We start from the raw sequence: 14,785 nt of genomic DNA on the forward strand, positions 1-14,785 counted from the left end.
AAATTAAGCATATTAAAAAATAAATTCAAAAAAAATAATAAAAAAAGAAAATAAGAAAGATTAATTATTCTTCAGGTAAAGGAAGCTTTTGCCAGAAGAATATATCATTTTCTTTTTTAGCTACTTCAACATAACCTTTTCTCTCTAAACTTTTAAGAATGTTCTTTGTATTACCAAATGAAAGATTCTTGAAAGCAAGATCATTAAGGTAGTCCTTTACAGACAATGTATCCATAGCTTCATCTTCAGGTAACAAATGATAAATTTGAGACTGGATGGAATTTAAGTTCTTCAATTGAGGAGCAGTTAACTTATCATAGACAAACTTGAATTTTTCCAATTCCTCAACTGTTGATTTGTATCCTTCAATTTCATGTTTTAACTTTTCAACTTCCTCTGAATTATTCTGATTTGAAGCATTGCCAGCACCTGCATCACTTGAAGAGGAATCAATTAAATTAGCCACATTTTCCAATTCCTCATCGCCAACAGCCCTAATCTTAAGCTTATTCTCTTTAGCCAATTCCAATTCTCTCTTGATGTCATTTAGCTCAAGCAATTCCCTATCTTCAACAGATGTCTTGTTAATGACTCCATCCTGAGACTGGTTATCCAAGAAGCTGTCATCAGACAATTCAAAGAATAGGTCTTTCACTTCATTCAACCTTTGGATCTGCAAGTCCTTTTTAGACAATTCATTTTGAACTTTAGCATATTCCTCACGGGAAACAGACTTGTCTTTCAACAATTGTATCTGCACATCCTTCTCACGAATTGTTACATCACGTGAATCAAGTTCCCTTTGCAATGCCACAAGATTGTCCTTATTGACCAAATTGTTCTTCAAGTCAAGGATCTCTTCATTCTGAGAAGCGATTTGATTATTAAGTGTCTGGATTTCAAGATTCTTTTCATCAACAGTGCTTAATGTATTAGCCAATTTGAGGTTAGCTTCATTTTCCTTGGTTTTTGCTTCATCCAATTGGCGTTGAACATCAGTCAATTTGTTTTCAGCCATCTTTAAGTCATTAGAAATAGCTTGAATCTCATTGTCTTTAGAGCTGACATCATTCAATGCCTCTTTCAATTTAAGATTTGCTTGACCTAATTCTAAAGTTTTAAAGCTGTTAAATTCATCATCAAAGGATTCCTTCATTTTAGAAAGAGATTCGTTTAAATCGGAAAGTTCATTAACCTTATCAGATAAGTTTCTGATGGTTTCATCCTTTGAATTCAATAGATCCTTGGATCTGTTCAATACTTCAATATTAGTATTTAAAGAATGAGTTAAGTTTTCTATTTCATAGTTTTTAGTTTTCAAATCAGCCTGATACTTAGCCTTCAAATCATAAATCTCATCGTTTTTTGCCTTGATGTCATTGTCAAACTTATCTAAAAAGTCGCTAAGCTCTAATCCTTTGCTTTTCAAGTCATCTTCAAACTGATTTTTTAAAGAAGAGATTTCATCATCTTTGATTCTTAAATCTTCATCATATCTAAGTTTTAAATCTGAAATTTCAATTTCATGTTTTTTCTTTAAATCAATAAGTTCTTCTTCTTTTTGTTTTAAAGACTGTTCAGATTCATTTTTTAGGGTTTCAAATTCATCATTGGACACTAGGGAATTTTGCTCATCCTTTAATTGGGCAATTTCCATCTTAAGCTTGTTGATCTCCAAAAGGGAAGATTTCACTAATTTCTGTAATTTAAATATTTCACTAGAATTCTCAAAACTCATTTTATCACTTAAATATAACTTAATTTAACGTTAATCAAGATAGATTAATCCTTAATTAAAACTATTAATTAAATTTATGTTTAATCTCTTATTTAAACTTAATTAATTATATTTATTAAATTTAATGAAATATTTAAGTTTTTTATAAAAAACTGGATAATTTTAAGAAAAATTAGAAAAAAATAAGAAAAAATTATATGAAAAAATCAAAAATAGCTGATTTGAAATAAAAAAATGATAATTATATGAAAAGAATAAAAAGAAATAATAAAGAATTGGATATTATTAGCAAAATCATAATCTATTTACCTGCAAATCCTTACGAGGGACGATTCTTTGGTATTTGACCTTAGGATAACCTATTACCATGCAAGAAACAACATCATATCCTTTTTCCAATTCAATAAGATTTCTAAGTTTCCTGCTTAGCTTTGTGCACATTACAAAAAATCCACTATATAGAACTCCAAGTCCAAGACTGTTAGCCATTATTTCCATATATGCGCTTGCAAGACCTGCATTTATATTGCTTTTACTTGAAACGACTATGATCAATGGAGCTCCTTTGAAGAAGAAATCATCTGTCACTTCAATTCTTCTCAAATAACTGCTCAGATTTCCCACTTTTTTACCCTTTCTAAATAGGTTTACACAGATTTCCTCTGCTTCATCCTGTTTGGAACCGAGAATTGTATATTTGACATTTTGAGAATTTGCACCTGTTGGAGCATATCTTCCAGCTTCCAGAATCATATTGATTTTTTCATCTTCGACCTCAATTGGTTTGAACTGCCTTGTAGTACGTCGGCTTCTCATTGCATTAAGAAGAGTGTGTTCATTTATTTCGCTCATAGACACTGCCATTTCCTCAGTGAAATCATAATTGACCATTTTAATGGCACCTTCAGGACAAATGGCATAGCAATGTCCACATTCTATACAACCATTGTCATGGGTTTTTATTTTGCCATCCTCCAAATAAATGAATGAATTAGGACAGTCATTTATGCAAGAGGAGCATGCAATACATTTATCATCATCAATTAAAATAGGATTCATATTTTTACCTCTTTAGTTCCAACTAATTTATTAATTTATAAACATCTTATTATAATTTGATGATAAAAATTTAAATATGTTATTATTTTGTTTAATAAAACCCTAGAATTAGAAAACTTTAATGATTTTTTATTTAACTAGAAACATTTATTTATATAGGTTTAAACAAACTATTTTTAATGATATTAATTGGAGGCCATATCTTGTCTTATAAAAAATTCCTGTTATTAATTCTAATCATTTTATCTTTGCTATGTTCCATTGCAACAGTAAGTGCTGAAAATAGTGGCATAGCAGATGATTCAAGAGATATTCCTGTTATTGATCATAATACACAGCCCTCAAACTACATTGAAGAGACTGGTGATTTAAGTATAGATGATTCTTCATCAAGTGAAGGGAACAGCAATTCTGTTTCAACTAATCAAAGCACACCTATTGTATCTAATAATTCCACATTAGCCAGTAAAAAGGCCCCTCGCGTATGGATTAATAAAATGATAATCAAATCCAAAAAAACAGTTATAAAGCTAAAATCAGATAAGAAAGGAATTATTTATTATACCACAGACGGCAAGAATCCTACTCTAAACAGTAAAAAGTTCAAGAATAATATCACTTTATCTTCAAATAAGGTTTTGAAATATTTCATTCTCGCTAATGATGGAACCAAATCCAAAATATTCACATATAAAAGGATTTTAGGTAAAACTACAAAAGGCTATGTTGAAAAGTTGTACTATGGCAATTTATCCTCAACCAAAACCATTGCCCTAATTGTTGGAGTTCATGTTCAAGAGAATGGAATGCATAAAGCGATGCAAAAAAGCCTGAAAAACAAAAATGGAAAATTAAATAGAAGATTTGTCTTGTATTACATTCATGTGACTAAAGATAAGAACAGCTATTCTAAAAGCAGAATGAACGGTCAGGTTCTGGGTCAAAAATATGTTGTAAAGGACATATCTAAAGAAAATCCTCAAATAGTAACTGATATCCATGAAACAAACTACAGGCTTAGCGGATACAAGTATCCTCGATTTATTCACATGATTTCAAATAAAAAAATTAAAAGTGTTAAAATATCTAAAAAACTCCATAATAAGTCTTCGACTTATTTAAAAAGATTGCTTAAATTGGCACCACACATAAAAAGGTTTGATCCTCAATTAGGCTCAAGTCCTGCTTACATAACTGTTCCTATAGCAAATAAGGGTATTGTTTCTTATATTTATGAAACAGAGGCTTCTTATTCAAAGAATCTTAAACAAAAATATGCAGACAAATATATTAAAGCTTTAAATAAAGTTAATTTGACTTTTAAGCATTAATTTTTAATTTTTAACCCTATTTTTATTAATTATTAATTTTTAATTTCTTTTTATTTTTTATTAATTTTTTAAGTTAGATTAATTTATTTCATTATTTGTGAATGTGAAAAAAAGTAAAAAAAATAGAAAAAAGAATTAATAAAAAACGGGCCCGACGGGGATTGAACCCGCGACAACAAGGTTAAGAGCCAAGCGCTCTGCCAGACTGAGCTACGGGCCCGGTTGAAAAATTATAAAAAAACAATATTATATTATACTTTAAATTATTTAACTATTTTGTTCTTAGCACCAAAATTTTTTGTTCTTTGCACCAAAATTTTCTAAAAATAGATTGAAACTAAGAAATAGAATAAATAAAGAAAAGATAAGGGGAGGCAGAAATATTATAACCCCATAGCTTCAAGCATGGATTGAATACCTAAAACTATGATGGCCACTCCACCGAATATTTCAATGTAGTCTGCATATTTGATAGCCAGTTTTGTCCCATATGTTCCAAGCAACAGCCATATGACCACTGCAATCAGGCTCAATATGGACAATATAAATGGGTCTACATGTGCTACAGCACCTTGGGATGCCAAGATGAGGTTTTCAATGTTCCCAAAGATGAGCAGTCCTGTAAACTGGGCATAATCTCTTAAATTTATCATCTTATGCATCTCCTTTAGCTTCTGAGATATGATGAACTGCATCGCGGATGGATATGATACCTAATATTACAATCGCTAGTCCACCAAGGAATGTGATGTATTGGGAATATTGCATTGCGAAATCAGTTGCAACAAATCCTATAAATAGCCATACAACGACAGCAAAAATACTCAACAATCCTAAAACTTTAGGATTTACACCTGCAACAACACCTTGCGATGCCAAAATAAGGTTTTCTATATTTCCAAAAATAATTAGGCCTACAAAAGGCATGAATTCTTCCAACATAAAATTTCTCCGTCAAATCAATTGAAAATTCAAATTCTTATTAATGAGATCAGTATCATGTAAAATCCATTTAAAGTTCAATGAACACAATACCCATCTCATTATTAAAAAATTTAATTTTTACATATTCCTATTTATTATAGGGCATATATAATTTTTTTCTCTTTCATAAGTTTCAAAAAACACCTGTTTAAAGAGTAGGGTAAATAAATGGAACAATCTTTCAATGAAATTTTAAAATTAAATTTTAGAAGAAAAGTCATTTCATTAAATTGGCAATATCTTTTATCATGGATTACAATGAGTTCATGAATTGAATGAGAAAATATGATTCATGATAAAAATATCAAATAATGAAAAGCAGATATTCATAGAATGAATGGGAAGATTTTATTTGGGCAAAAAACAAGAAACAAAACAACAATTGGCATCACTTGAAAAAGACATTACTGACAATATATTAGTGAAAAAAAACATGAAATACATATGGAACAATATAATGTAAAGTGTTAAAATAAACTAAAAAGAAAATTTAAGATTCATCTTATGAAAACTAAGGAAAAATAAAAATGCTAATTTCTGGACAATAATCTTCCAAAGAAGGATCCCTTGTTTTTACCAACTTTAAGATCCAACCTAGACTCAAAATCAGGTTCAACCAATCTTATTTTCTCTTCATAATTCCTTATCTTTTTAATATGAACCTCCTGATCCTCTGCAAGCTTAATTATATCCAGATAATACCAAATTCCAGTCTTATATGAATTTACAGCCAAATCATTATACTTGCCATCAAATACCCTTTCCAAATCATCACCAAAAGTGAAAAACAGTTTAGTCAATTCGAGAATGCGAAGATACCATTCCTTATTGACTCTTTGGGCATAGGCATCATTGGCCATTTTCCTTGTATTTGCATCCCCAGAATTCTTGAAAGTGACTGCAGTTATCTGAAATACGCCACCTACTTCCCAAATTGCTTCCATTTCCTTGTCTTCATCCATTTGACTATCCCTTATTGACTTTAGGATTTTAGGAGATATATTGGTCATTTTTCTAATATATGGGATTATTTCAGTGACTTTTGCCTTATCTGCCTTCAGGTAAATTATATTCAATTGAGCGTTAAAATCGTTAGGATTTCTTTTAAAAGCGGATTCATAATAGCTCAAAGGTTTTTTTGGATGAAAATCCTTAGTGTTTTCAGTTATGGAACCTTTTTTTGATTCAAAAGTCTTTTGATTTGATATCACATCATCAGTAAGTTCTATAACCTCAAATGCAGAATATTCTCTGCCACAGCCAGTGCAGATGTACATCTCTTCCCTTCTGGCAAACTTATTGCCTCCACATTCCTTGCAATGAATTTCCATCATATGATAATCCTCTTTAAAAAAAATAAAACTCTTAAAAAAGCTTCTTATAAAAAGTAAACTTAACTATTAAAATTTAAAATATTATGTAAATATTCTTTATAATCTTATTTTACGAAACGTTAAATAAGTATTTTGCTAAACTAATTAAGTGGTTTAACCATTTTGAAAAATAGAAATGTAAAAAAATAAATACTTATAATAAAAATAGAATTAATCAAAAAGGTGAATGGGGTAAATTCATGATAGGTGATGATGACTTTTTCATGCAGAATGCAGATTATCACTATGGAGCCAGCGATGCAGAGAAGATGTATGGAAGAGACTATGATGATTCTGATCTTGGAGGCTACTATCCAAGAAGTTATGGAGGAAATGGATCAAGTAGACAAAATGCTAGCTCCGAAAATGACAACAGCGGAAAATATTGCCTTGCAGGAATTCTGATTGTTCTTGGGATAATAGTTTTAGCAACAGTTGTTGTGCCTGCAGTTTCTGATTCATTGTCTAATACAGTAGTCATAGATGATTTGAAAATTACCCGATACATTCATTCAACCCAGTACAATTCAAAGGTTTCTATAGAAGAAGGATATGAAATTACATACAATCAGAAAAGCTATGGAAGACATGCCATAAATGTTATATTCTACTCAAAAAATGGGAAAGTATTGTATAATGACAGCAACTATGTGGGAACCTGCTATCTTGGAGATGTGCCATATCAAGTGCATTTGGATGAAAAAGCGGATTACGCAATATTTGAAGTATACAGAACCCATTTGGATTATGGCAAGTGCATATATCGTGAAAGAGTTGATGTTGACAATGTTAATGTAAAGAAAGAGTTTATTGATTATGATGCCATGCCATAATTAAGTTCATAAAACCATAGTTTTATGAAACTTCATAAAAACTAAAAAACAACTAAATTTGTAAAAGATTTTTATAATGACCTTTTAAAGCTATGGTTTATGAACTTAATTAAACTTTAAATTGTTTTTTATTTCTTCTGTCTTATTTTCTATAATTTTTGGGATTTCATTTATGTTTTCTTTAATGTTGTCTGTCTTATTTTCCATATAAACTGGGATTCTTTTTCTTTTTGATTCTATAAAGTCACTAATATCATCAATATTTAGGAAATTGTCAACATCATCCCTTGTTGGGAAGATTTTCTTGGAATGAATAACTGATAATGTTTGATTAACGTTTTTGCTTTCCTCATTTCCAATTTTTTCTTCAACTTCAGGACTTTTTAATCTAAAAATTGTAATTTCAGGGGCACAATTGATTCTAAGCCAGAAAACATTTGTTCCCAATCCCTTAGATGTATATTGCACCATATCCCCTACTTGATATTCTCCAACAGGGTATTTTCGAGAATAGTCACTTCTTAAAATTGTGGTGTTGAGTCCAGGAATAATGAATTGTCCACCATGGGAATGGCCGGATATTTGAAGTGCAAATCTTCCAGTAGTGGCAGCAATGTCTGCAAAATCAGGTTCATGCGCAAGCATTATTGCAGGGCCCTGTTCAGGTATTTTAAGCATAACGGCATCAATGTCTTCCTTATTCAGTTTCATGCTGTCAACACCGGCAATGTGAAGATTAACCACTCCCTTTTCTGCATCCTTGGATATTGAATAGACATCATTGCTCACATCCATTATTCCTGCATTTTTCAAGATTTTCCTAATTTCCTCTGCTCCGTTCCAATGGTCATGATTTCCAAGCACTGCAAGGGATGCATCTTTAACTTCAATCATGGATAGGCATCGTTCAAGGTCTTCTGCAACATCATCAAGGACATAGGACACATAGTCTCCAGTAAGTGCAACCATATCTGGTCCCTGTCTGTTTACAATATCGATTACACCTTCCAAATACTCTGCAGTCAGCCATTGGCCAAGATGAAGATCAGATAGGTTCACAATTTTATAGTCATGGAAAACAGGGTCTAAATCCTTGATTTCAACATTAACCTCAACAATATCATACCTGCTTTCATCAAATTCCATAGGTATGATCTTTTCTCGAGTGATTGTCATTCCCTTTTGTATCTTTTGTCGAGCAGTAAGTCCGAAGGGTTTTTCATTAGACATATTTTTCACTTTTAATAATTATTCATGATAAAATTGATGATTACTTAAAGATTGATTTTTTCATATTTGTTATAGTAAAATATTCAAAATAATTAAAACCAATGTTATAGCAGATAGTACAATTAATAAAGTCCTGTTTTCTCTTTCCTTATCTTTAACTAAAAGCACTATAAGCACTATGATTAATAAAATACTGATTATTGTTAAAATAGACATAATTATTACCTCCTTCAGTATGCATACCTATATTTTTTAAGGAATATATATCTTTTGAAGCTATCTTTAATTTAAAAAATATTTTTTTAAAATTAAATAAATTATTACTTCTATTTTTGTAATTTATTTAATGTTTAAATTAAATCATTATATCAATTCAAATAATTGTTTAATTTAGTTCATTAAACCCAAGTTTTACGAAACAAAGAGAAGATTTTAAATTTTAAAGAAAATATAAAAAAGAAGTTATGAAATTAATCATAACCAATAATGTAACCAGGAATACCTAATTTTCTAAGAACAGTAATTAAACCCCAACTACTAACAAATGTAAGAAATGCAAGTAAAAAATTCCAATAATAAGCATTGAAATAATTAACATCAACAAGAAGGAATATTATAAGTAACATTGTTTGATGAGTTAAATAAATACCATAACAAGATCTACTTATTGATTTAATACCTACACTAATTAATGGTTTTTTAAATAATAATGCAAATTTCTTAAATAAACCTTTAGTACTATCAAAATTAATATATTTCCAGAATAAAAATACTCCAGTAGCTTGAAGTATAACAACCAAACTTACATCCATATAAGAACGTGTATAAAAATTATAATGATGTAAGAAAACTGTTTTTTGAAATCCATTATGAAATATATCAAAATATATAATAAATGTAGTTGTAGCAATAAATAATAATAAACCAATCCAAATTAACTTATTAGAACTTAAATTAAATTCATTATGATCTAAATAATAACCTAAGAACAAATATATTATTGGACCAATAAAGAAAGTTAAATTAAAGTAAGTAGAAGTATTGAAAATTTCTAAAGCTTGATAAATAATTACTGCAAGAAATGATAATACTAAAAAATATTTAGCACCATAAACTTTGGTTTCCTTAATATAAGAATTAAAAATTGGTAAAGACAAATAAATACCAATTAACATCCATGCATACCAATGTTGCAAACCAAAAGTTCTAGAAAATGCTCCTAATCCAGATAAACTAAATGTTAAATTTCCATGATAATAAGTATAAACAAGGGCAATAACTGTGTTCCATACTAAAAATGGAATTACAATACGCATAAATCTACCTTTAAGAAACTTTGGAATATCATCATAATAATCTCTTTCTAACATTAATGTTCCAAGAAGCATTAAAAATATAGGTACACCAAAAGCCATAGTTGAAAATAAAACATATTCCTCATAAGTAAAAACACCTTTATGATTTAATAAAGTTGATGTATTAATAAGAACAAGAGACATTATACTTATAGCACGTAATTCATCAATGAATGCAATTCTTCTTTTTGGAATCCTTTTAGAAATATTTGAAAAGGGAATAGATGGAATATATTTATCTGAAACCTTTAAAAAAGACATTATACCACTAACACAAAAATCAAAATAATTTAAATATAAATATGTATATTCTCATAATATATAAAGTTAATCAGACAAATAAGAATTAAAAAAATATTATTTAACTGTATAAAATTATTTAAAAAAGATAAAAATAATTAAACAATATTCATAAAAATCAATCAAAGACAATAATTAAATCAAGAGAATATAAAATATATATGATAATTATTAAAAAGAAATTGATATTAATAAAATAACATCATTAAAAATATAAAAAATTAGAATTATTAAAAGCTATTTATTTAAAAATAAAGTCTGTTGAAAACTATTTTTTATAAAAATTTAAACTTAGTTAATACTTGAAAATCAATTTTAAGAAAGCTTATTCTAAAAATTTTGAGGACTTCAACAAATCCTAAAAATAAATTTTCTAAAAACTACTTATTTATAAATAAAATTATGCTAAATTTAATGATTTTAAAGCAATTTAATAAATTTATCTAAAATATTTACTATTTAATTAATAAATTAATGTTTTTTGAGAAAAAACCATTATTTAATAATTAAATATTGTGGAATATATACATCTTATCAGAAATAAATTAGACCTAACGATTTATTAATTATTTCAAGGTATGTGGAATAAATACTATGAAATTAATTATTGAAGAAACAAGAACTAAGATTAAGTTAAGTAAATTACTATTTAAAAAAACCAAAATACTAACAAGTAATAAGACAAAAGTCATAATACTTGCAAAAATTGCATCAGCCCTATTTGATTTAGGAGAAAACCTAACATTATCCTTAGATACAATATATAAATAAAATATAATAAAAATACCTAAAGTTATAGCAAAATCAAAATTAGAAGGTTTTACATCAATCCAAAACTGTAAAAACATACAAACAAATAGTATAAATGAAGATAAATAAACTAAATATCTTTGAAGATTACTATAACCGTTTAATTTAGTTCATTAAACTAAAGTTTTACGAAACAACTTTTATTTCCTTTTTTAAGTTTAATTCGCCGTTATAATAAAATTTAAATATATAAAAAGCTAAAATACTTATAATTGTTTTAATTAATCAAAACAAAAATCTATTCAAATGGAGGTTTTATATTGAAAAAATTGGATGATATTACAATATCAAAAGCGATTATACAGGAATATATGAATGATTTTTTAGATTACACAGATATGGATGTAGCCATTGGTGGGGGAGGCCCTTCTGGAGTCACTGCCGGATATTATCTTGCTAAGGCAGGATATAAGGTTGCATTGTTTGAGAGAAAGCTCAGCATAGGTGGAGGCATGTGGGGTGGTGGAATGATGTTCAATAAGGTTGTCGTTCAGGAGGAAGGAAAGAGAATCCTCGATGAGTTTGGAATCAGATCTAAAGTTTTTGAAGACAATTATTATGTTGTTGATTCGGTTGAATGCACTTCCACCTTATGTTCCAAAGCAACTCAAGCAGGGCTTAAAATATTTAATCTGATGTCTATTGAAGACTTGATGGTTAGGGAAAATGGAATAAATGGGATTGTATTGAATTGGAGCTCTGTAGAGATGTCTGGATTGCACATAGATCCATTGACTGTCAGAGCTAAGGCGGTCATTGATGCAACAGGCCATCCAACAGAAATCACCAAGATTGTTGAAGAGAAGATGGGAGGAAGACTGAATACTGCAACAGGTAGGATAATGGGTGAGAAATCCATGTGGGCTGATAGGGCAGAATCCAAGATATTGGAAAATGTTACTGAAGTTTATCCCGGATTATATGTTACTGGAATGGCTGCAAATGCAGTTCATGGCTCCCAACGCATGGGTCCTATATTTGGTGGAATGCTCTTGTCTGGTGAGTATGTAGCTAAAAAGGTCATTGAAGACTTGGAAAATAGGAAATAATTTTCATTTTATTTTCTTATTCTTTTTACTTATTTTCTTGTTTTTTGTTTAATTTAGTTCATTAAACCCGAGTTTTACGAAACGGATAATCTCAAACCATCAATTTTTACAAAAATTTAAATACAACAGAAAATATACTAATTTTTAACTATTGTTTAATTTATTTCATTAAACCAAAGTTTCACGAAACAACAAAAGCAGAATGATTCTTTTTATTGGAAACAATGTAAATGGAAAATAAGTAAAAGATTAATTTTTTTGATTTTTTATTTATTTATTATTTTTTTAAATCTATTTGGGATTGTAATATTTTTTTAAATTGAGAAGAAAAGAGGAGTGATGAAATGCCAATTTGTCCAAATTGTGGTTCATGGGTAGATGAAGGAGACAGCATATGCAGTTGTGGAGCCAGCGTAGGAGGCTTCTCTTCAGGAACAGAAAATTTTGAAAATGAAATCAGAGAACTGTATCGCCAAGCTCATGTATTCAGGGATAAAGGAAACTATTATGATGCAATCAAGTTGTATGAGGAAATCATCGATGAGATTGATAGAAGAAATCTTAATGACTGTGGGGACGCATGGTTTTTTAGGCCTAAAGCAGAGAAGGAATTGGAAGAAATAAGAAAACGTGCAAAACTTTAAAAAAGAAGTGTATGAAATTATTAAAATATTTTGAAACTTTTAGAGTTTAATTTAGTTCATTAAACAATAGTTTTACGAAACACTCTTTAAATATCAGGAAAAAATAGAAAAATAGAAAATAAAAATAATTAAAAAAAAGTAAAAAAAAGAATTAATAAAAAATATTATAATATTTGTTTATTAATCAATTCAGCATTCAAAATAGAAGCACCAGCAGCACCTCTAATTGTATTATGTCCTACAAGAACATATTTGAAGCTGTTATCAAATGCTTGATCTTTTTTGAGGTCTGTCATCTTCTTCTTTGACTATGACAGGTTGCTCTGGAGCGGAATGAAGACCTAATTCTTGAGGAAGTCCTCTAAAGTCAGCCATTGTCTTTTTGATTTTATCAATATCTGCCTCATCATCAAGCTCTACGAATACTGCTTCAGTGTGACCGTCAATAACAGGCACTCTGTGACAGGATGCGCTTAATGAGAAGTTTGCAGGTACAACTTCTCCACCGTCAAGTGAACCTAAAAGATGCAATGTTTCGCTTTCCATCTTTTCCTCTTCACCGCCAATGTATGGAACCAAGTTATCTACAATAGCCATTGAAGGAACACCATTATAACCTGCTCCTGAAACAGCTTGCATGGTAGATACATAAATCCTGTTTATGTTGAAATTATCATAAATTGGCTTTAATGTCAATGTCAAAGCAATGGTTGAACAGTTAGGGTTAGTTACAATGAATCCGTCCCAGTTGTTGTTTTTCTGTTGTGCTTCAATCATGTCCAAGAATTGTGGATTGACTTCAGGAATTACTAAAGGAATGTCCTTTTTCATTCTCATCGCACTAGCATTTGATGCCACAACAAAATCCTTTGCAAATTCTGGCTCGACTTTTGCAGCAAAATCAGCAGGAAGTGAAGAGAATACTATTTCAACATCCTTATCCATCTGTGCAGGGTCAGTTTCAATAACAGTAATGTCTCTTACAGATTCCGGCATTTCACTATTCATATACCAAGTGGTAGCGTCTTCATATTTTTTGCCTGCAGATCTTCCGGAAGCTGCAAGTGCAGCAATTTCAAAATCAGGATGATCAGCCAACAATTGGATGAATCTTTGACCTACCATTCCAGTTGCACCAAGTACACCTACTTTTACCATTTAAATCATCTCGATAATCATAATTATTTTAATAAAAGTCTGATTTAAGGAAAAGGAATAGAATTATAAAAATTAAATTCCTAAAACATCAGACATGTCGTTAACTTTTCCAGGTCCTGCTGAACCTACGAATCTTAAAGCTCTGATAACACCAGCAATAAATACTTCTCTGGTATGTGCCATGTGTTTCACTTCCAATCTTTCACCATCGCCAACATACAATACAGTGTGATCTCCTACAATGTCTCCACCACGTACTGCATGTATACCGATTTCCTCTTTGGTTCTTTTACCTACTTGACCTTGTCTTCCATAGACGCCCACTTCTTCAGGGTTTCTTTCAAGAGCGTCAGCAACCACTTCAAATGCAGTCATAGCAGTTCCGGAAGGAGCATCTGCCTTTTGGTTGTGGTGAGCTTCAATGATTTCAATATCAAAGTCATTTAAGATAGGAGTCAAGTCCTTCAATACCTTAAAGAATACGTTTACACCAATTGAGAAATTAGAGGAAATAACTGCCTTGATGTTCTTTTCCTTGATTACATCTGCATTCCCTTGCGCTTGCTCTTCAGTAAATCCAGTGGTACCGACCACTAAGTTTACGCCACATTCAGCAGTTCTTTTAATGGTTTCAACAGCAGCAGGAGCAATGGTAAAGTCTACCAATACTTCAGCGCCAGATTCTTTCAATGCTTTTTCCAAATCTTGGGAACCGACAATAGGAACTCCAATGTTTCCGATACCTGCTTTTTCACCTGCATCTACACCTGCTAAAGGAGTGTTAGGCATTTCAATAGCAGCTACAACTTCCATATCATCCTGTTCAGTAATTTTTCTTATAATTCCGGAGCCCATTCTTCCAGCAGCTCCAGTTACAGCAACTTTTATCATAATATCATCTAATAATTTTGTAAATATAAT

13 protein-coding genes, 1 tRNA gene and 1 pseudogene are annotated in these 14,785 nt (G+C 30.1%); 5 read left to right on the plus strand and 10 right to left on the minus strand.

Going from position 1 to position 14,785, the window contains the following annotated elements:
- Positions 1-64 precede the first annotated feature (64 nt).
- A complete protein-coding gene (locus QZU90_RS07340) occupies positions 65-1,738 on the minus strand; it encodes a hypothetical protein (RefSeq protein ID WP_296856421.1) in 1,674 nt (557 codons plus the stop codon).
- 294 nt (positions 1,739-2,032) lie between these two features.
- Positions 2,033-2,797 carry a nitroreductase family protein gene (locus QZU90_RS07345; RefSeq protein ID WP_295606824.1) on the minus strand — a complete coding sequence of 255 codons (765 nt, stop codon included), beginning with the start codon at positions 2,795-2,797 and terminating at the stop codon, positions 2,033-2,035.
- Between the two features lie 179 nt (positions 2,798-2,976).
- Here QZU90_RS07345 and QZU90_RS07350 point away from each other — a divergent pair, with 179 nt between their 5' ends.
- Positions 2,977-4,128: a chitobiase/beta-hexosaminidase C-terminal domain-containing protein gene (locus tag QZU90_RS07350; RefSeq protein WP_296856423.1), complete on the plus strand. Its 1,152-nt coding sequence runs from the start codon at positions 2,977-2,979 to the stop codon at positions 4,126-4,128.
- A gap of 146 nt (positions 4,129-4,274) precedes the next feature.
- Here QZU90_RS07350 and QZU90_RS07355 read toward each other — a convergent pair.
- From QZU90_RS07355 to QZU90_RS07370, 4 genes are all read right to left on the minus strand, one after another.
- Positions 4,275-4,348: transfer RNA gene (locus QZU90_RS07355), tRNA-Lys, on the minus strand.
- A 163-nt stretch (positions 4,349-4,511) separates the two neighbouring features.
- Entirely contained in the window at positions 4,512-4,781 is a 270-nt protein-coding gene (locus QZU90_RS07360) for a hypothetical protein (RefSeq protein ID WP_295606818.1), read from the minus strand.
- A 1-nt stretch (position 4,782) separates the two neighbouring features.
- Positions 4,783-5,070 (minus strand): hypothetical protein, encoded by a 288-nt coding sequence (locus QZU90_RS07365; RefSeq protein WP_295606815.1) that lies wholly within the window; start codon positions 5,068-5,070, stop codon positions 4,783-4,785.
- Between the two features lie 572 nt (positions 5,071-5,642).
- Positions 5,643-6,446: a hypothetical protein gene (locus QZU90_RS07370; RefSeq protein ID WP_296856425.1), complete on the minus strand. Its 804-nt coding sequence runs from the start codon at positions 6,444-6,446 to the stop codon at positions 5,643-5,645.
- Positions 6,447-6,685: 239 nt separating this feature from the next.
- Between QZU90_RS07370 and QZU90_RS07375 the strand changes: the two genes are divergently transcribed.
- Positions 6,686-7,318 (plus strand): hypothetical protein, encoded by a 633-nt coding sequence (locus tag QZU90_RS07375; protein WP_296856427.1) that lies wholly within the window; start codon positions 6,686-6,688, stop codon positions 7,316-7,318.
- Positions 7,319-7,423: 105 nt separating this feature from the next.
- On the opposite strand, the gene QZU90_RS07380 is transcribed toward QZU90_RS07375, so the two are convergent.
- Positions 7,424-8,548, minus strand: coding sequence for a metallophosphoesterase (locus tag QZU90_RS07380; protein WP_295606807.1), 1,125 nt, complete (start codon positions 8,546-8,548; stop codon positions 7,424-7,426).
- Positions 8,549-9,018: 470 nt separating this feature from the next.
- Positions 9,019-10,164: an acyltransferase gene (locus QZU90_RS07385; RefSeq protein WP_295606804.1), complete on the minus strand. Its 1,146-nt coding sequence runs from the start codon at positions 10,162-10,164 to the stop codon at positions 9,019-9,021.
- A 633-nt stretch (positions 10,165-10,797) separates the two neighbouring features.
- On the opposite strand from QZU90_RS07385, the gene QZU90_RS07390 reads away from it, so the two are divergent.
- The 3 genes from QZU90_RS07390 to QZU90_RS07400 all read left to right on the plus strand — a co-directional run bounded on the left by QZU90_RS07390 (position 10,798) and on the right by QZU90_RS07400 (position 12,706).
- Complete coding sequence (locus QZU90_RS07390; protein WP_295606801.1) at positions 10,798-10,974, plus strand: hypothetical protein; 177 nt, start codon at positions 10,798-10,800, stop codon at positions 10,972-10,974.
- 299 nt (positions 10,975-11,273) lie between these two features.
- Positions 11,274-12,062, plus strand: a complete 789-nt coding sequence (locus tag QZU90_RS07395) for a sulfide-dependent adenosine diphosphate thiazole synthase (protein WP_296856430.1) — start codon at positions 11,274-11,276, stop codon at positions 12,060-12,062.
- 344 nt (positions 12,063-12,406) lie between these two features.
- On the plus strand, positions 12,407-12,706 hold the full coding sequence (locus tag QZU90_RS07400) for a hypothetical protein (protein ID WP_296856432.1): 300 nt from the start codon (positions 12,407-12,409) through the stop codon (positions 12,704-12,706).
- 164 nt (positions 12,707-12,870) lie between these two features.
- Here QZU90_RS07400 and asd read toward each other — a convergent pair.
- Positions 12,871-13,864: pseudogene (gene asd, locus QZU90_RS07405) on the minus strand (aspartate-semialdehyde dehydrogenase).
- A 72-nt stretch (positions 13,865-13,936) separates the two neighbouring features.
- Positions 13,937-14,755: a 4-hydroxy-tetrahydrodipicolinate reductase gene (gene dapB / locus QZU90_RS07410; protein ID WP_296856434.1), complete on the minus strand. Its 819-nt coding sequence runs from the start codon at positions 14,753-14,755 to the stop codon at positions 13,937-13,939.
- Positions 14,756-14,785: the final 30 nt, after the last annotated feature.

The organism is uncultured Methanobrevibacter sp. (assembly GCF_902784195.1).
Taxonomy (GTDB): Archaea; Methanobacteriota; Methanobacteria; order Methanobacteriales; family Methanobacteriaceae; genus Methanobrevibacter.

What these genes read in the sequence shown, in the direction of transcription:
- QZU90_RS07340 (WP_296856421.1), bottom strand. Translation starts at nt 1,738, where the DNA reads ATGAGTTTTGAGAATTCTAGTGAAATATTTAAATTACAGAAATTAGTG.
- QZU90_RS07345 (WP_295606824.1), bottom strand. Translation starts at nt 2,797, where the DNA reads ATGAATCCTATTTTAATTGATGATGATAAATGTATTGCATGCTCCTCT.
- QZU90_RS07350 (WP_296856423.1), top strand. Translation starts at nt 2,977, where the DNA reads ATGATATTAATTGGAGGCCATATCTTGTCTTATAAAAAATTCCTGTTA.
- QZU90_RS07360 (WP_295606818.1), bottom strand. Translation starts at nt 4,781, where the DNA reads ATGATAAATTTAAGAGATTATGCCCAGTTTACAGGACTGCTCATCTTT.
- QZU90_RS07365 (WP_295606815.1), bottom strand. Translation starts at nt 5,070, where the DNA reads ATGTTGGAAGAATTCATGCCTTTTGTAGGCCTAATTATTTTTGGAAAT.
- QZU90_RS07370 (WP_296856425.1), bottom strand. Translation starts at nt 6,446, where the DNA reads ATGATGGAAATTCATTGCAAGGAATGTGGAGGCAATAAGTTTGCCAGA.
- QZU90_RS07375 (WP_296856427.1), top strand. Translation starts at nt 6,686, where the DNA reads ATGATAGGTGATGATGACTTTTTCATGCAGAATGCAGATTATCACTAT.
- QZU90_RS07380 (WP_295606807.1), bottom strand. Translation starts at nt 8,548, where the DNA reads ATGTCTAATGAAAAACCCTTCGGACTTACTGCTCGACAAAAGATACAA.
- QZU90_RS07385 (WP_295606804.1), bottom strand. Translation starts at nt 10,164, where the DNA reads ATGTCTTTTTTAAAGGTTTCAGATAAATATATTCCATCTATTCCCTTT.
- QZU90_RS07390 (WP_295606801.1), top strand. Translation starts at nt 10,798, where the DNA reads ATGAAATTAATTATTGAAGAAACAAGAACTAAGATTAAGTTAAGTAAA.
- QZU90_RS07400 (WP_296856432.1), top strand. Translation starts at nt 12,407, where the DNA reads ATGCCAATTTGTCCAAATTGTGGTTCATGGGTAGATGAAGGAGACAGC.
- dapB (WP_296856434.1), bottom strand. Translation starts at nt 14,755, where the DNA reads ATGATAAAAGTTGCTGTAACTGGAGCTGCTGGAAGAATGGGCTCCGGA.